The organism is Rhodobacter viridis (assembly GCF_003217355.1).
Taxonomy (GTDB): Bacteria; Pseudomonadota; Alphaproteobacteria; order Rhodobacterales; family Rhodobacteraceae; genus Rhodobacter; species Rhodobacter viridis.
On record NZ_QJTK01000002.1, the window covers coordinates 77111 to 94153 of the forward strand.

The 17043-nt window shown below is 64.6% G+C and carries 17 protein-coding genes; 5 read left to right on the forward strand and 12 right to left on the reverse strand.

Annotated elements, in window-relative coordinates:
* The first annotated feature begins 23 nt into the window (after positions 1 to 23).
* From argJ to C8J30_RS18520, 3 genes are all read left to right on the forward strand, one after another.
* Positions 24 to 1379, forward strand: a complete 1356-nt coding sequence (argJ, locus tag C8J30_RS03635) for a bifunctional glutamate N-acetyltransferase/amino-acid acetyltransferase ArgJ (protein WP_394341910.1) — start codon at positions 24 to 26, stop codon at positions 1377 to 1379.
* Positions 1376 to 1813, forward strand: a complete 438-nt coding sequence (locus C8J30_RS03640; RefSeq protein WP_245909698.1) for a (deoxy)nucleoside triphosphate pyrophosphohydrolase — start codon at positions 1376 to 1378, stop codon at positions 1811 to 1813. The genes argJ and C8J30_RS03640 overlap by 4 nt, the downstream gene beginning before the upstream one ends.
* A gap of 173 nt (positions 1814 to 1986) precedes the next feature.
* Complete coding sequence (locus C8J30_RS18520) at positions 1987 to 2124, forward strand: hypothetical protein (protein ID WP_181420761.1); 138 nt, start codon at positions 1987 to 1989, stop codon at positions 2122 to 2124.
* Positions 2125 to 2211: 87 nt separating this feature from the next.
* Here C8J30_RS18520 and infB read toward each other — a convergent pair whose 3' ends face one another.
* From infB to pip, 5 genes are all read right to left on the reverse strand, one after another.
* Positions 2212 to 4737, reverse strand: a complete 2526-nt coding sequence (gene infB / locus C8J30_RS03645; RefSeq protein ID WP_110804378.1) for a translation initiation factor IF-2 — start codon at positions 4735 to 4737, stop codon at positions 2212 to 2214.
* Entirely contained in the window at positions 4734 to 5363 is a 630-nt protein-coding gene (locus C8J30_RS03650) for an RNA-binding protein (protein WP_110804379.1), read from the reverse strand. The genes infB and C8J30_RS03650 overlap by 4 nt, the downstream gene beginning before the upstream one ends.
* 1 nt (position 5364) lies before the next feature.
* Complete coding sequence (gene nusA / locus C8J30_RS03655; RefSeq protein ID WP_110804380.1) at positions 5365 to 6978, reverse strand: transcription termination factor NusA; 1614 nt, start codon at positions 6976 to 6978, stop codon at positions 5365 to 5367.
* A gap of 3 nt (positions 6979 to 6981) precedes the next feature.
* Entirely contained in the window at positions 6982 to 7581 is a 600-nt protein-coding gene (gene rimP / locus C8J30_RS03660) for a ribosome maturation factor RimP (protein ID WP_110804381.1), read from the reverse strand.
* Between the two features lie 136 nt (positions 7582 to 7717).
* Positions 7718 to 8689, reverse strand: a complete 972-nt coding sequence (gene pip, locus C8J30_RS03665; protein WP_110804382.1) for a prolyl aminopeptidase — start codon at positions 8687 to 8689, stop codon at positions 7718 to 7720.
* Positions 8690 to 8757: 68 nt separating this feature from the next.
* Here pip and ubiG point away from each other — a divergent pair, with 68 nt between their 5' ends.
* On the forward strand, positions 8758 to 9501 hold the full coding sequence (gene ubiG, locus C8J30_RS03670; RefSeq protein ID WP_110804383.1) for a bifunctional 2-polyprenyl-6-hydroxyphenol methylase/3-demethylubiquinol 3-O-methyltransferase UbiG: 744 nt from the start codon (positions 8758 to 8760) through the stop codon (positions 9499 to 9501).
* Between the two features lie 140 nt (positions 9502 to 9641).
* Here the strand turns inward: ubiG and mog are convergent, their stop codons facing one another.
* From mog to C8J30_RS03705, 7 genes are all read right to left on the reverse strand, one after another.
* A complete protein-coding gene (mog, locus tag C8J30_RS03675; protein ID WP_110804384.1) occupies positions 9642 to 10181 on the reverse strand; it encodes a molybdopterin adenylyltransferase in 540 nt (179 codons plus the stop codon).
* Entirely contained in the window at positions 10178 to 11407 is a 1230-nt protein-coding gene (locus C8J30_RS03680) for an argininosuccinate synthase (protein ID WP_110804385.1), read from the reverse strand. The genes mog and C8J30_RS03680 overlap by 4 nt, the downstream gene beginning before the upstream one ends.
* Positions 11408 to 11514: 107 nt before the next feature.
* On the reverse strand, positions 11515 to 12909 hold the full coding sequence (locus C8J30_RS03685) for a M10 family metallopeptidase C-terminal domain-containing protein (protein WP_110804386.1): 1395 nt from the start codon (positions 12907 to 12909) through the stop codon (positions 11515 to 11517).
* A 68-nt stretch (positions 12910 to 12977) separates the two neighbouring features.
* Entirely contained in the window at positions 12978 to 14213 is a 1236-nt protein-coding gene (locus C8J30_RS03690) for a saccharopine dehydrogenase family protein (protein WP_110804387.1), read from the reverse strand.
* A 46-nt stretch (positions 14214 to 14259) separates the two neighbouring features.
* Positions 14260 to 15354, reverse strand: coding sequence for a carboxynorspermidine decarboxylase (locus tag C8J30_RS03695; protein ID WP_110804388.1), 1095 nt, complete (start codon positions 15352 to 15354; stop codon positions 14260 to 14262).
* A gap of 87 nt (positions 15355 to 15441) precedes the next feature.
* Complete coding sequence (locus C8J30_RS03700) at positions 15442 to 16140, reverse strand: hypothetical protein (protein ID WP_110804389.1); 699 nt, start codon at positions 16138 to 16140, stop codon at positions 15442 to 15444.
* Positions 16118 to 16399 (reverse strand): hypothetical protein, encoded by a 282-nt coding sequence (locus C8J30_RS03705; RefSeq protein ID WP_110804390.1) that lies wholly within the window; start codon positions 16397 to 16399, stop codon positions 16118 to 16120. The genes C8J30_RS03700 and C8J30_RS03705 overlap by 23 nt, the downstream gene beginning before the upstream one ends.
* 181 nt (positions 16400 to 16580) lie before the next feature.
* Between C8J30_RS03705 and C8J30_RS03710 the strand changes: the two genes are divergently transcribed.
* Complete coding sequence (locus C8J30_RS03710; protein WP_181420762.1) at positions 16581 to 16961, forward strand: hypothetical protein; 381 nt, start codon at positions 16581 to 16583, stop codon at positions 16959 to 16961.
* The last annotated feature ends 82 nt before the right edge of the window (positions 16962 to 17043 follow it).

Genomic DNA, 17043 nt, shown 5'->3' on the forward strand with positions numbered 1-17043 from the left:
AGATCACCGAGGATGCGGTGGCGATGCTGCGTGACGAGGTGACGGAAGTCGCCTCGGCGCTGCGCGAAGGCGTGGCCGAAGCCGCTGCCGCAGCTGCCGCCGCGGCCAGCGAAACGGCTGCGCCGCCCGTGAAGGCCAAGAACCCGGTCTCGCCCCTCGCCCCTGCCGCTTTCCCGGCGCTGCCGGTGATCGAGGGCGTGTCCTTCGCCGCCGCCGCCGCGGGCGTGCGCTATGCGGGCCGGACCGACGTGATGCTGGCGCAGATCGCGCCCGGATCGACGATTGCGGGGGTGTTCACCACCTCCACGACCCGGGCGGCCTGCGTGCTCGACTGTCAGGCGAAACTGGCCGGGATGGCGGATGAAACCACGGGTGCGGCGATTGTCGTGAACTCGGGCAATGCCAATGCCTTCACCGGCGCCGCCGGGCAGGCCTCGGTCGATGCGGTGACCGGCGCCGTGGCCGCGGCGCTCGATCTGCCGATCAACCGGGTCTTCTCGTCCTCCACCGGGGTGATCGGCGAGGCGCTGCCGCATGAGCGCATCGTTGCCGCCATGCCCGGCCTTGTGGCCGCGCTCGATCCGGCGGGCATGGAGGCCGCCGCGCGGGCGATCATGACCACCGACACCTTCCCCAAGGGCGCCTGCGCCGAGGTGCAGGGCGAAGGCGGGGTGATCCGCATTGCGGGCATCGCCAAGGGCTCGGGGATGATCGCGCCGAACATGGCGACGATGCTGGTTTATCTCTTCACCGATGCGAAGATCCCGTCGAAGATGCTGCAAAAGATGCTGTCGCGGCATGTCGATGACACGTTCAACGCGATCACCGTCGACAGCGATACCTCCACCTCGGATGCGCTGATCCTTGCCGCCACCGGCCGGTCGGCGGCGGCCGAGATCACCGATCTGCGCTCGCGCGCGGCGAAGGATTTCGAGGCCGCGCTGCATGGCGTGATGCTCGATCTGGCGCAGCAGGTGGTGCGCGATGGCGAAGGCGCGACGAAATTCGTCGAGATCCGGGTGAGTGGCGCCGCCAATGCCGATGATGCGCACAAGGTGGCGATGGCGGTGGCGAATTCGCCGCTGGTGAAGACCGCGATCGCGGGCGAGGATGCGAACTGGGGGCGGGTCGTTGCGGCCGTCGGCAAGTCGGGCGCCAAGGCTGACCGCGACAAGCTGCGGATTTCCTTCGGCGACATGGTTCTGGCCGAGAATGGCTGGCGCGTGCCGGATTATTCCGAGGAAGCGGCCTCGGCCTACATGAAGGGGCAGGAGCTGGTGATCGGCATCGATCTGGGGCTGGGCAAGGCGGCGAAATCCGTCTTCACCTGCGACCTGACGCATCGCTACATCGACATCAACGCGGATTACCGCTCGTGACCTCGCCCTGTGGTCCGTCGCCCGCGCTGACCACGGCGCGGGTGGTTCTGGTCAGCGCGGTGGCGCTGATCGACACCGATGGCCGGGTGCTGCTCGCGCAGCGCCCGGAAGGCAAGTCGCTGGCCGGGCTCTGGGAGTTTCCGGGCGGCAAGGTCGAGCCGGGCGAAACCCCCGAGGCGGCGCTGATCCGCGAGCTGCACGAGGAACTGGGCATCGACACCTGGGGCAGCTGCCTGGCGCCGCTGACCTTTGCCAGCCACAGCTATGAAAGCTTCCATCTGCTGATGCCGCTCTTCGCCTGCCGTCGCTGGGCGGGCACGCCGCAACCGCGGGAAGGGCAGAAACTGGCCTGGGTCACGCCCGCGAAGCTGCGCGACTACCCGATGCCGCCCGCCGACGAGCCACTCATTCCGGTGCTTCAGGACTGGCTCTGACGGCGCGGGCGCAGCATAAATTCCTGCAGTGCAGCAATTTTCCTGCGTCATGGCGCCACAGACAGCAACAAAGCTATCCAAAAGATACTTCCCGGGTAACTTTTCGTTTGCACTTTGTTAACCATTCGTGACTAAGCTCAAGGTGTAATCGAGATTTCTAGGGAGGATGTCTCATGCTTCGCACTATCGTTGTCGGCAGCTGCGTCTCCGTGCAGGGAACGTTCGAGTCGCAGCTCGAAAACGGAAAAATCGTTGTTCGCGTCGGCGATCGGCTGTTCGCCGGCAAGCCCGTGATGCGTCAGAACGCCTGATCGACCAACCGAATACCACTCACGAACAGCAAAAGGGGGGCTTTCGCCCCCCTTTTCTTTTCCGCGGTCTCGCCGAGGCGACGAAGGTCAGAGCTTGCGCTCGACCTCCTCGCGCTCGAAGATTTCGATGACGTCGCCCGCGCGGACGTCGTCGTAGTTCTCGAAGGCCATGCCGCATTCCTGACCGGACTGCACTTCCTTGACCTCGTCCTTGAAGCGCTTGAGCGTCTTCAGCGTGCCTTCGTGGATCACCACGTTGTCGCGCAGCAGGCGCACACCGGCCGAGCGACGGGCCACACCTTCGGTGACAAGGCAGCCAGCGACCTTGCCGACGCCGGAAACCTTGAAGACTTCCTTGATCGCGGCATAGCCGATGAAGTTCTCGCGGACTTCGTTCTTGAGCAGGCCCGAGGCGGCGGCTTTGATGTCGTCCACCAGATCGTAGATGATCGAGTAGTAGCGGATCTCGACGCCCTTCTGGTTCGCGGCGGCACGCGCGGGCGCATTGGCCCGGACGTTGAAGCCGATCACCGGCGCCCCCGAAGCTTCGGCCAGACCGACGTCGCTTTCGGTGATCGCGCCAACGCCCGAATGCAGCACGCGCACGCGGACCTCGTCGTTGCCGATCTTTTCCAGCGCCTGGGCGATGGCTTCCGCCGAGCCCTGCACGTCGGCCTTGACCAGCACCGGCAGTTCCGAGACGTTCTCATCCGCCTTGGCCTTCGCCATGAGCTGTTCGAGCGTCGTCGCGGCGCCCGCAGCGGCGCGTTTGTCCTTGGCGGCTTTCTCGCGGTAATCCGCGATTTCACGCGCCTGGGCTTCGGTTTCGACGACGTTCAGCACGTCACCGGCTTCCGGCGTGCCATTGAGACCCAGCACCTCGACCGGAACCGAGGGACCGGCTTCGTCGACGCGCTCGCCCTTGTCGTTGATCAGCGCGCGCACCTTGCCCCACTGCTCGCCGACGACAAAGATGTCGCCGCGCTTCAGCGTGCCGTGCTGCACCAGAACCGTCGCCACCGGCCCGCGGCCGACGTCGAGTTTCGCTTCGATCACCGCGCCCTGCGCCGCGCGGCCGGGGTTGGCGCGCAACTCGAGGATCTCGGCCTGCAGTGCGATCGCTTCGAGCAGCTTGTCGAGACCGAGGCCGGTCTTGGCCGAAACCTCGACCGTCTGCACCTCGCCGCCCATCTCTTCGACGACGACTTCGTGCTGCAAAAGGTCGGTCCGCACTTTCTGCGGATTGGCCGAATGCTTGTCGATCTTGTTGATCGCGACGATCATCGGCACCTTGGCGGCCTTGGCGTGGTTGATCGCCTCGATCGTCTGCGGCATCACCGCGTCATCGGCAGCCACCACGAGCACGACAATGTCCGTCACCTGCGCGCCACGGGCGCGCATCGAGGTGAAGGCGGCGTGGCCGGGGGTGTCGAGGAAGGTCAGAACCGCCCCCGTCTCGGTCGTCACCTGATAGGCGCCGATGTGCTGGGTGATCCCGCCCGCTTCGCCCGCCACCACATTGGCTTTGCGGATCGCATCCAGAAGCGAGGTCTTGCCGTGGTCGACGTGGCCCATGATCGTGATGATCGGCGGACGCGATTGCAGGTCTTCGGCCTTGTCCTCGACGGTGTCGATCACCTGTTCCACGTCCGCATCCGAGACGCGCACGGCGCGGTGGCCGAATTCCTCGATGATCAGTTCCGCGGTGTCGGCGTCGATGGCCTGGTTGGCCGTGACCATCATGCCCATCTTCATCAGGGCCTTGATCACGTCGGCAGCCCGTTCGGCCATCCGGATCGCCAGTTCAGACACCACGATGGTTTCCGGCAACTGCACGTCGCGGACCATCTTTTCGGCTTTCTGGCCGAAGCCCATCGCCTTTTGACGCGCTTTTTCCTGCTTGCGCTTCATCGCGGCGAGCGAGCGCTGACGCCCGCCTTCGCCTTCGATGTCGCTCAGCGACAGCTTGCCGGCCCGACGGCCTTCGTCACCGCCCTTGGCGGCTTTCGCATTGCGGTCCGGCGTGGCGCTGCGATCGTCGCGGTCGCGGTCGGTCTTGCGCGGACCGGTCGCCGAAACGCCCTTCGTCGCGGCGCGCGCGGCGGCGGCCTCGGCGGCAGCCGGATCGGCCGGAGCGGGCTTCGGCGCCGGTTTCGCCCGGACCTCTTCCTTTTTCTGCGCGCGCAGCTCGGCCTCGCGGGCCTTGCGCTCTTCTTCCTCGGCCTTCAGCCGCAGCGCTTCTTCGCGTTCGCGTTCTTCGCGTTCCTTGGCCTCGGCCTCGGCGCGACGGCGTTCGCGTTCTTCTTCGCGGGCCTTTTCATCGGCGGCGCGTTGCGCGGCCTCTTCGACCTCGCGGATTTTCGCGGCCTGCAGCGCCCTCAGGCGGCGTTCCATCTCGGCATCCGAGATGCCGGCAGGACGACGCGAAGGATCCCCCAGCGCGGGCGAACCGGCCGTCTTGGCAGGGGCTGCACCGGGTTTCGGCACAACCACCTTCTTGCGCTTGGTCTCGACCACCACATTTTTCGTGCGTCCGTGGCTGAAGCTCTGCTTCACCGAACCGGGGCGGGCGCCGCCAAGACCGAGGGGTTTTTTGCCGTCCGTATCGCTCATGCCGTCTTCGTATCCTTCATGGCGGTATCGCCGCCGTCCTGCTTGCGCAAACCTGCAAGCCTTGCCGCTTCTCTGATTACACGCGGGGTGAGTCCCCCAGCCGCAAGCGCGCCGTGTATGGCATGGTCGCGGCCAAAAGCCAAACCCATTTCCGAGGCCGTCAGACAGCCGAACCAGCGCCCGCCGGGCGGAGTCCAGAGTTTGCCCTTGCCGCGCTCCGACCCGTCCGAGGCCTGGAACAGAACCTTGGCCTTGCCATCCGCCAGCCAGCCCTTGACCTTTTCGAAGCCGCAGACCGCGTGCCCGGTCTTGCGCGACAGCGAAACCAACTCCACCACCCGATGCGCGAGACCGTCTTCGACGATCTTGCACAGGTCTTCGGGCAGGGTCACCTGCGACCTTGCGGCGCGGGCAAACAGCCCCTTGGCCACCGCCTTTTCAAGCACGTCACGGTCCGACGTGACCCAGATCCCGCGGCCGGGAAGCTTTTCGGCCAGATCCGGGTAGATCATGCCATCGGGGCCAAGGACAAAGCGCACCAACCCGTTCTTCGGCCCCACATCGCCCGTGACGATGCAGCGCCGTTCCGGATCTTCGCTGTCTTTGTCCTTGCCGCCGCGGCTCATCTCATTCCTCGGTTTCTTCTTCGTCGTCTTCTTCGGGCGCGTCTTCGGCTTCAAGTTCCGAAGGATCAACCCAGCCGAGCTGGATCCGCGCCGTCATGATCAGCTTCTGCGCATCCTCGAGGCTCATGCCGAATTTCTCGAGAATGCCCTCGTCCTTGACGCGGGCGCCGTTCACCGTGGTCCAGCCGCCAGCCAGTTCCCAGTCGGCGCAGGTGGCGAAATCTTCCAGCGTCTTCACGTCGTCCTTGGCCAGAGCCTCGATCATCTGCGGCGTCAGGCCGTCGAAGTCGAAGAGCGACTGTTCGACGCCCATTTCCTTGGCCGCGGCGATCGCCTTGGCGTTCTGCGCCTCGATATAGTCGCGGGCGCGGGCCTGCAACTCCTCGGCGGTGCCGTCATCGACGCCTTCGATCGACAGGAGTTCATCCAGATCGACGTAGGCGACTTCTTCGAGATTGGTGAAGCCTTCGGCGACCAGCAGCTGGGCGAAGAATTCGTCCAGATCCAGCGCATCGACAAAGAGCTTGGTGCGCTCGGCGAATTCGGCCTGACGGCGGGACGATTCTTCGGCCTCGGTCAGGATGTCGATGTCGAGCCCGGTCAGCTGGCTGGCCAGACGCACGTTCTGACCGCGACGGCCGATGGCGAGGCTCAGTTGCTCGTCCGGCACCACCACTTCGATCTTGCCGGCTTCCTCGTCGATCACGACCTTCGCGACTTCGGCCGGTTGCAGCGCGTTCACGAGGAAGGTGGCCGCATCGGCGTTCCACGGAATGATGTCGATCTTTTCGCCCTGCAGCTCGCCCACGACGGCCTGCACGCGCGACCCGCGCATACCGACGCAAGCGCCGACCGGGTCGATCGAATTGTCGTTCGAGATCACGGCGATCTTCGCGCGCGAGCCCGGATCACGGGCCACGGCCTTGATCTCGATGATGCCGTCATAGATTTCCGGCACCTCCATCTTGAAGAGCTCGGCCATGAACTGCGGATCGGTGCGCGACAGGAAGACCTGCGGGCCCCGGGTTTCGCGGCGCACGTCTTTCACATAGGCGCGGATGCGGTCGTTCGGGCGATAGCTTTCGCGGCCGATCTTTTCGTTGCGGCGCAGGATGGCTTCCCCGCGACCGATGTCGACGATGATGTTGCCGTATTCCTCGCGCTTGACGACGCCATTGATGATCGTGCCCTTGCGATCCTTGAATTCGTCGAACTGACGATCGCGTTCGGCCTCGCGGACCTTCTGCAAGATCACCTGTTTCGCCGATTGCGCCGCGATCCGGCCCAGATCGACCGGGGGAACCTCGTCCACGATCTCGTCGCCGATCTGCGGCGCGGTCTTGTATTGCTTGGCCTGCGCGACGGTCAGTTGCGCCTGATAATTCTCGACGGCATCATCCTCGACCACGGTGCGCACGCGGGTGAACCGCGCCCGGCCGGTCTTGCGGTCGATGCTGACACGGATGTCCATCTCGGCGCCATAGCGCGACTTCGCCGCCCGGGCGAGACTGTCTTCCATCGCCTGAATGACCAGGTCGGGGTCGATCATCTTCTCGCGGGCAACCGCCTCGGCGGTCTGCAAAAGCTCGAGCTGGTTGGCAGAGGTGATTGCCATCTCTCAGGTCTCCTCGTCGGGGGAAGTCTGGTCGTCGTCTTCGGTTTGGATCTCGTCGAACTGGTCTTCGTCGATGATGCCCGCGGCCTTGCGCTGGCGCAGCATCTCGGCGATCAGCTCGTCGGTCAGGATCAGTTTCGCATCCGAAAGCCAGTCGAACTTCAGGCCGATGGTGACCTGTTCGCCCTGATTTTCGATCTCGATCAGAACCTCGTCGTCTTCGGTGCCGCGCAGGATGCCCTTGAAGCGCTTGCGGCCGTCGATCTGTTCGTCGGTCTCGATGCGCGCTTCGTAGCCTTCCCAGACGTCGAAATCCTTCATCCGGGTCAGCGGACGGTCGATCCCGGGGGACGAGACTTCCAGCGTGTATTTTTCCTCGATCGGGTCTTCGACATCGAGCAGCGCCGAGACCGCGGTCGAGATCGCGCCGCAATCGTCAACGTCGATGCCCCCCTCGGGGCGGTCGGCCATGATCTGCAAGAGCGGGTGACGCCCGCCCTGCATGCGGATGCGCACCAGCTCGAAGCCGAGGCCTTCGATGGTGGGGCCGACGATGTCGGCGAGACGCCGGTCGATACCGGTCTTGGCGATGAGGTCGGTCATTCCGATCCCTGAAAACAAAAAACGGGCCCGAGCGGCCCGTCACATGGATCCGGTGGGCTTCAGGTTTGGACCCTGAAACGCCGCTGTTGCATTGCATATAGGCGAATCGCCCTTCCGTTGCAAGCTTTCTCTCGGATCAGGCCTTCATCCGGTCCATCACCGCGACAAGGGCGGCGGTGATGCCGGGCTCGCTCAGCGCATGGCCCGCGGCGGGAATGAGGCGCATCTCGCATTTCTTCCAGCCATGCGCCAACCGCCAGGCCGAGATCGGCGGGCAGATCATGTCCATCCGCCCCTGCACGATCGTCGTCGGGATATGCTCGATCAGGTGCCGGTCGCGCAGAATCTGACCGTCGACTTCAAGGAAGGCGCGGTTCATGAAGAAGTGGTTTTCCAGCCGCGCGAAGGCATGGGCGTAATCGGGCGGCGATTCGCCCGGGAAGCCGTCGTAATCGACCGAGGCGAGCGCGTTTTCCCACATTGCCCAATGCCGGGCAAAGCGGGCCTCCTGCAGGTAATCGCCAGAAAACAGCCGCTTGTGATAGGCGGCAATCAGATCGCCACGTTCACCCTCGGGGATCGGCGCGATGAATTGCGTCCAGAGGTCGGGAAAGAACTGCCCCGCACCACCGCCATAGAACCAGTCGAGTTCCGATTTCTGCGCGAGGAACACGCCGCGCAGCACCAGTGCCTGCACCCGGTCGGGGTAGGTCTGGGCGTACAGCAGGCTCAGCGTCGCCCCCCAGCTGCCACCAAAGACGATCCAGGTGTTGATGCCCAGCTCGGTGCGGATCCGCTCCATGTCGGCGATCAGATCCCAGGTGGTGTTGTGGCCCACCGAGGCATGCGGCTTCGACAGCCCGCAGCCGCGCTGGTCGAAAAGCACGATGCGATACTGCGCCGGGTCGAAATAGCGCCGCATCGCGGGGCTGCAGCCGCCGCCCGGCCCGCCGTGGCAGACCACGACCGGCTGGCCGCGCGGATTGCCCGCCTGCTCGACATAGATGTGATGGCCGAATCCGACATCGATCATCCGCTGATCGAAAGGTTCGATCGGCGGATAGAGAAAGGCACTTGCCGTGCGCTTTTGCCCTGCGTTCTTGTCCATCACTGCACTATATAACGCCTCAAACGCCCCCGCCATGGGGCTGACCGAAAAGTTGACCGGAGGATGGCATGGAAACCGCAACGAAGACAATCGACCCCGCCGAGGTGGCGAAATTCGAGGCGATGGCCGCGGAATGGTGGGATCCGAACGGCAAGTTCAAGCCGCTGCACATGCTCAACCCCTGCCGTCTGGACTACATCACCAGCCAGATCGCGGCACAGTTCGGCCGCGATCTGCGGGCGCCGAAGCCCTTCGAGGGGCTGCGCCTTCTGGATATCGGCTGCGGCGGCGGGCTTCTGGCCGAACCGATGGCGCGGCTCGGCGCGACGGTGGTGGGCGCCGATGCCGCCCCGAAAAACATCCCGGTGGCGAAGCTGCACGCCGAGCAATCCGGCCTGACGATCGATTACCGCAACTGCGCCGCCGAGGATCTGGCGGCGGCTGGCGAACGTTTCGATGTCGTGCTGGCGATGGAGATCATCGAGCATGTCTCCGACACGCAGGGTTTCACCGACACCTGCGCAGCTTTGCTGAAATCGGGCGGGCTGATGATCATGTCGACGCTGAACCGCAACCCGAAAAGCTACGTCATGGCGATCTTCGGCGCCGAGCGCGTGATGCGCTGGCTGCCTGTCGGCACGCATGACTGGTCGAAATTCGTCACGCCCGACGAGCTTTACGAGCTGATGCGCAAGGCGGGTGTTGATCCGATCGACCGCAAGGGGATGGTGTTCAATCCGCTCGGCTGGAGCTGGTCGCTCTCGTCGCGCGACCTCAGCGTGAACTACGCCGCCGCCTGCGTGAAACGCTAAGGCCGGATCGAAACGGCTGGGGGCTCTGCCCCCAGACCCCCGAGATATTTGGAGCAAGATAAAAACAGGCTCCTTTATCTTGCTCCAAATATCTCGGGGGTGAATTTGCCGACAGGCAAAGAGGGGGCAGCGCCCCCTTTTTACTTCGTCTTCGGGCGGAACGCCGCGATCTTCGCCGGATCGGTGTCGACATGCCCGGCACCGATCAGATCAAGGCAATAGGGCACCGCCGCAAAGACCGCATTCAGACAGGTCGCAATCGCGCGTGGATTGCCCGGCAGGGTGATGATCAGGCTCTTGCCCGCAATCCCCGCGGTCTGACGCGACAGGATCGCCGTCGGCACTTCGAGCAGGCTCGCCCGCCGCATTTCCTCGCCAAAGCCGGCAAGTTCCTTTTCGATCACTTCGGCCGCGCCTTCGGGCGTTTCATCGCGCGGCGCCGGGCCGGTGCCGCCGGTGACAAGGATCAGATCCATGCCACGGGCCACCAGCTCCTTCAGGCAGTCGGCGACGCTGTCGCGGCCGTCGGGAATGATCACGCGGGAAATGGAAAGGGGTGTCGTGACGACACCCCTCAGCCAATCTTCGCAGCCCGGTCCGCCCTTGTCCTCGTAGTCCCCGCGCGAGGCGCGGTCGGACACGGTGACAATGGCGACCTTGGCGGCAACCTTTGCCGTCACTTCTTTTCCACCCGGGCGTTGCGGGTGGCGATCAGGCGCAGCCGCAGCGCATTCAGGCGAATGAAGCCCGCCGCATCCTTTTGATCGTAGGCGCCCGCGTCTTCCTCGAAGGTGACGTGCTTTTCGCTGTAAAGGCTGTGATCCGACCAGCGCGCGACGGTCGAGGCCTTGCCCTTGTAAAGCTTGACCCGAACGGTGCCGGTCACATGCTCCTGCGTCTTGTCGATCAGCGCCTGCAGCGCCTCGCGCTCGGGGCTGTACCAGAAGCCGTTGTAGATCAGCTCCGCATAGCGCGGCATGATGCTGTCTTTCAGGTGACCGGCGCCCGCGTCGAGCGTGATCTGTTCGATGCCGCGGTGGGCTTCCAAGAGGATCGTGCCGCCGGGGGTTTCGTAAACGCCGCGCGACTTCATGCCGACAAAGCGGTTTTCCACCAGATCGAGCACGCCGACGCCGTGTTTGCCGCCGATCTCGTTCAGCTTGGCCAGGATCGTTGCGGGCGACATGCGCTCGCCATTGATCGCGACGGCATCGCCTTTTTCAAAGGTGATCTCGACCATCTCGGCCTGATCGGGGGCCTGTTCCACCGGCACGACGCGCTGCAGGACATATTCCGGGAATTCCTGCGCCGGGTCTTCCAGCACGCGGCCTTCCGAGGAGGTGTGCAGCAGGTTCGCATCGACCGAGAACGGCGCCTCGCCGCGCTTGTCTTTCGCGATCGGGATCTGGTTCGCTTCGGCGAATTCCAGCAGTTTCGTGCGCGAGGTCAGATCCCACAGCCGCCACGGCGCGATCACCCGGATCGACGGATCCAGCGCCGCGGCCGACAGTTCGAACCGGACCTGATCGTTGCCCTTGCCGGTCGCGCCATGCGCCACCGCATCGGCGCCGTGCTTTTGCGCGATCTCGACCAGATGTTTCGAAATCAGCGGCCGCGCGATCGAGGTGCCGAGCAGGTACAGCCCTTCGTAAAGCGCATTCGCCCGGAACATCGGAAAGACGAAGTCGCGCACGAACTCCTCGCGCACGTCGACGATGTGGATGTTCTCTTTCTTGATCCCCATCAGCTCGGCCTTGGCGCGGGCCGGTTCCAGCTCTTCGCCCTGACCGAGATCGGCGGTGAAGGTGATGACCTCGCAGCCGTATTCGGTCTGCAGCCATTTCAGGATGATCGAGGTGTCGAGGCCGCCCGAATAGGCAAGCACGACTTTCTTGGGAGCGGACATGGAAAGCCTCCGAGGATGCGGTTTTGCGCGGGTCTAGTGGGTTTTCGCCCGTATCTCAAGGGGCGCAAGGGCGGGGAGGGCCTCGCGATCCGGCTTTGCGTCCCGGATCAGAGAAAATCCCCCGCGCCGGGCAGCTCGCCATTCACCCGGATCGACAGATCGGCGCGGCCATCGCCGTTCAGATCGGCCTCGATCAGCGCAAAGCCGCTGCGCTGCACAAGATGCAACTCGCCCGCGACATGGTCGAAAGCGGCGGTGCCGATGAAGGTGAAGGCCTGAAGGCCTGTCTCGGTCGTGTCGGCATCGATCTGGCGCAGGTCGATCCGATCTTGCCCGGCGGTAAAATCAAGGATCGTGTCACGGCTGGTTGCCGTGCTGCTGGCCGCGCTCTGAAAGACGAAGGTATCCGCCCCGGCGCCGCCGCGCAGCCGGTCGGCCCCTGCCCCACCCGTCAGCACATCCGCCCCGGCGCTGCCGATCAGCAGATCGTTGCCCGTCCCGCCCAGAAGCCGGTCGTTTCCCGCGCCCCCGGTCAGGCTGTCGTTGCCGCTCTCGCCGCTCAGCCGGTCATTGCCGCCGCGGCCGTCGAGGCTGTCATCGCCCGCCCCCATCGCCAGCGTATCGGCCAGATTGGTGCCGAGGCCGCTGTCATTGCCCGCGCCGGGCAGCGCAATCGCCCCCGGGCCGGAATAGCTGGCATCCGCAGCGAGATAGGGCAGGAAGCCATGCGTGCTCGCATAGGCCGCGACCAGAGCGTTTTGCAGCGCCGTGCCGCCGTAATCGAGCGCCAGCATCTGCGCATGCGGCCCGATCACCGCTTGCGCATAGGCGATCGCGGCGGCCTCGGTATTGCTGATGCCCCAGTAGGTTTCGAACAGCATCGCGTCGATATCGGCCAGAAAGGCGGTCGAAACCGCCGAGGCAGAGCCTCCCACGGCATCCGACACCACATAGGGGGTGCCATTCACCACCACCATCGCCTCGGGGTTCACGGCGCGGATCGCCTCGGTCACCTCCGAGACCAGCGTCATCATCGCGCTGGCCTGTTCGGAAATCGTCAGGCCGGTGGCGCCGGTGACGAAATACTGCGCCAGATCATCCAGAAAGACGCCGTCGAAACCCTGTGTCACCAGATCGACCGCCTGGGCGATGACGATCTGCTGCCAGTCGGGATCGGTGAAATCGACGACATAGCCCCAGGGATTCGGCGGCTGATCGCGCAGCCAGTCCGGGGCGGCCCCGGTTGGCGTTCCGGTATCGGTGCCGGTATCGGTCCAGGCCGGATCCCAATAGGGTCGCCCGGAATCGGTCACCGCCAGATTGACATAGGCCACCACCCGCACGCCCGCGGCCTGCATCTGCGCGAGTTCCGCCTCGGTGATGGCCGAGGCGGCGAAATTGGTCTCGGCCCCACCTTCGGTGATGAACAGATCAACCCCCGAGGCGATCACCTGCGCCACGTCCACATCGGAATATTGCAGCGCATAGGCGGAAATCGGCATCGGAGCCTCGCAAAGAAAAACCCCGGGCAGAGTGCCTGCGCCCGGGGTGTCTTGCAATGGCTGGCGGCTCAGATCGGACGATCTTGCCCGGTCGCGTCGATCACGCGGTTCGGCAGGCCCATCTCGCCCAGCAGTTCGAGGAAGGGCCGCGGCGGAAGCTCTTCCACGTTGGCCATCTGGCCCACGTCCCAGATGCCCTTGGCGATCAGGATCGCGGCGGCCACCGGGGGCACGCCCGCGGTGTAGGAAATGCCCTGCGACCCGACTTCCTCGTAGGCTTCCTTGTGGTCGGCGACGTTGTAGATGAAGACCTCGGCCGGTTTGCCATCTTTCGTGCCGCGGATCACGTCGCCGATGCAGGTCTTGCCGGTATAATCGGGCGCGAGGCTGGCCGGATCGGGCAGCACGGCTTTCACCACCTTGAGCGGAATCACCTCCTGCCCCTCGGCGGTCTTGACCGGCTTTTCCGAGAGCAGGCCCAGATTCTTCAGCACGGTGAAGACGTTGATGTAGTGATCGCCAAAGCCCATCCAGAAGCGCACATCCGCCTGCGGGTAGCGCGCCGAGAGCGAATGCACCTCGTCATGTCCGGTGAGGTAAGCTTTCTGCGTGCCGACGACGGGCAGATCCCAGTCCTTGCCCACTTCGAACATCGTGTTCGTCTGCCAGGCGCCCTTTTGCCAAGAATAGACCGTGCCGGTGAATTCGCGGAAGTTGATCTCGGGGTCGAAGTTCGTCGCGAACCAGCGCCCGTGCGAGCCCGCGTTGATATCGACGATGTCGATGCTCTCGATCGTGTCGAGGAACTCTTCCTCGGCCAAACGCACATAGGCGTTCACCACGCCCGGATCGAAGCCCACACCCAGAATCGCGGTGACGCCGGCGGCCTTGCAGGCCTCGCGGCGGTGCCATTCATAGTTGCCATACCACGGCGGCGCTTCGCAGATCTTCTTCGGGTCTTCGTGGATCGCCGTATCCATATAGGCCACACCGGTCTCGATGCAGGCCTGCAGGACCGTCATGTTGACGAAGGACGAGCCGACGTTGATGACGATCTGCACGCCGGTCTTGCGGATCAGTGCCGCGACGGCGCCCGCGTCCATCGCGTCGACGGCATGCGCCTCGAACGTGCCTTGCACCTTCATCGCGTTCTTTGCGTGCACCGAGGCGATGATGGCGTCGCATTTCGCGGTTGTCCGCGATGCGATGTGCAGGTCACCCAGAATGTCGTTGTGTTGCGCGCATTTGTGGGCAACCACCTGCGCGACGCCACCGGCACCGATGATAAGCACGTTCTTCTTCACTTCTTCTGGCTCCTTTCACGAGACAGGGAAGGGGGCGATCAGCCCCTCAGGACAGGGATGAGAGGTAATCCTCGTAGGTGAACTCGCGGATCAGATCGATCTGGCCCGAGGCGCGTTTGATCGCGATCGACGGCATGTTGACGCCGTTGAACCAGTTCTTCTTCACCATTGTGTAGCCCGCGGCATCGGCCACGGAGATGCGGTCGCCCACCTTCAGGGGCGCGGGGAACCGCGCCTCGCCGAAGATGTCGCCCGCAAGGCAGGACTTGCCGCAGATCTGATAGGGGTAATCGCCCACCTGCGGCAGCTTCGCGCTTTCGCGGTAAATGAGCAGATCGAGCATATGCGCCTCGATCGAGCTGTCGACGATGGCGAGTTGCTTGCCGTTGTCGAGCAGGTCGAGCACCGTGACCTCGAGCGTCGTCGATTTGGTGATCGAGGCCTCGCCCGGTTCCAGATAGACCTGAACCCCGAAGCGATCCGAGAAGCTTTTCAGCCGCTTGGCCAGATCCTCGATCGGATAGCCCTCGCCGGTGAAATGGATGCCGCCGCCAAGGCTGACCCACTCCAGTTTCTCCAGCAGCGGCGCGAATTCATTTTCGATCCGGCCCAGTTGCGCATCGAACAGCGCGAAATCGCGGTTCTCGCAGTTGTAATGGATCATCACGCCGGAAATCAGGTCGGCGACGCCCAGAAGCTTCGTCACGTCCCATTCGCCCAGCCGCGAAAACGGCCGCGCCGGATCGGCCAGATCGAACCCGCTGGTCGAGAACCGCGGATTGAGCCGCACACCGCGCTTGATGCCGTGGGACGGTTCAGCAAAGCGGGTCAACTGCCCGACCGTGTTGAAGATGATCTTGTCGGCATAGGAACAGGCCTCGTCGATCTCGCGATCCGACCAGGCCACCGAATAGGCATGGGTTTCCTTGCCGAACTTCTCGCGCCCCAGACGCAGCTCGAAGAGCGAGCTGGAGGTCGTGCCATCCATATGCGGGCGCATGATGTCGAAGGCCGACCAGGTGGCAAAGCATTTCAGCGCCAGCAGCGCCTTGGCCCCGGAGGCCTCGCGCAGCAGGTCGATCTTTTGCAGGTTCTGCAAAAGAGCCGTCTCGTCGATCAGGTAGAAGGGTGTCGGAATCAAGGGCGCCCCCCCGCGCGAAAGTGAAGCCGCGATATAGGACCCCCTCCCCCCCCGCGCAACAGGATTCGCGGATGGGCGAAAAGGGGGTCAGTCAACCCGCAGCCGCTCTTTCGCTACGCCAAGCGTGTAACCTTTCCGTGAAACATTTCTCACAAGCAGCTCCGAGACGAGCGCATTGCCAAGCGCGTCACGCAGCCGCTTGATCCGCGTCGCCCCCGCGGCTTCCTCGCAATCGGGCTCGGGCCGCCCCGAGATCACCGATTCGATCTTTGACCCGGTCAGCCATTCGTCATCCATCCGCGCCTCGGCCAGAACGGCGAGCGTCTCGATCGCGGCGGGGGTCAGGGTGAAGACCATGTCGTTCAGCATCACCGCGTTTTCCGCCCGCAGGATGCGCAGGGACTGCACCTCGATCCCGGCGCGCTGAATCGCGCTCATCCGCCGGTTCAGCCCCGCGATGATCACCAGCAGCACCAGCGCGGCAATCATCAGCACCATCGCAAAGACGAGGAGGATGAAGATGATCACCCGATAGGATTGCAGCATGTCGGCGAAGGTGTTCGAGGACGAGGCGAGCACCTCCAAAAGCCGCAACTGCGTCGGATTCGTCAGCACGTCGTTTTGCACGAAGATCTGCTCGACCCGCGCATCGAAGGCATTGCTGTCGGGCAGCGACAGGAACAGGAAGGCCGCCGCCGCGGACAGGGCCAGCCCGATCGCCACCACCCCCCAGATCAGCGCCCGCGAGCCGGTCTTCAGCCCCTCAGTAACGGAGGAAGAATTCACCGGAACTGACCTTTCTCTGTTCGAGGCCCTCGGGGCCAAAGACGGCCACCACCGTCAGCAGTTTCCAGCCGCCCGCCGCCAGTCGCGGCGCAAGCACCGCCTTGGCGGCTTTCTTGGAACAGGCGCTGTCGGGCACCTCGGAGACGCCATAGGTCAGCCGCAAGGGCGCGTCCTGTTTCGCCTTCCACGAGGCGAAACACTGCGCCTGCGCCGGGGCGGCAGCCAGAAGAAGCAGGGTGAGGAGCAGGGTCTTCATCATGGCCGCAGGCTGCCCGCGCAGGCCGCGTTATGCAAGAACCAAAGGGGTTTTCGCGGCTGCTATCCGATAACAAGGGGCTGATATTGCGCTGCGGCGGGGGCGGACCTCATGTTCGGGACAGGCAAAAGCGGACCCCGTCGCATCGTCGCAACGTCAGGCCCGCATCGAAAGGATCGCTGCCATGACTGCCTTCGCCTTCCCCCGCCTGACTGCAGCCGCGCTTGCCGCCGCTCTGGCGGTGACGGGCCTCTCGGCTACCCCCGCAAGCGCGATGAACGACCGCGACCGCGCCGCGCTTGGCCTGATCGTCGGTCTGGGCGTGCTGGCCGCCATCGCCGACGCGAACAATGATCACCGCCCGCCGCCCCCGCCGCGCCACTATCCGCCGCCGCCCCCTCCGGGTGGCTACTACCCGGGGGACCCGGGCGGCTATTATCCCGGTGACTATCGCGGTCACCACCGCCGCGCCGAGGCCTGCACGGTGCGGGTGCATTACGACCGCTATGGCCGCCGCGTCGAGGTGAGCTCGCCCGGCTGCAACGAGCCGCGCTATCGCCGCTGACCCGGGTCGGGGCGCGACAGAACAGGCAACCGGACGCAAGAGGCCGGATCGGACTGGCGCGGGGCATTCCCCGCGCCTTTTT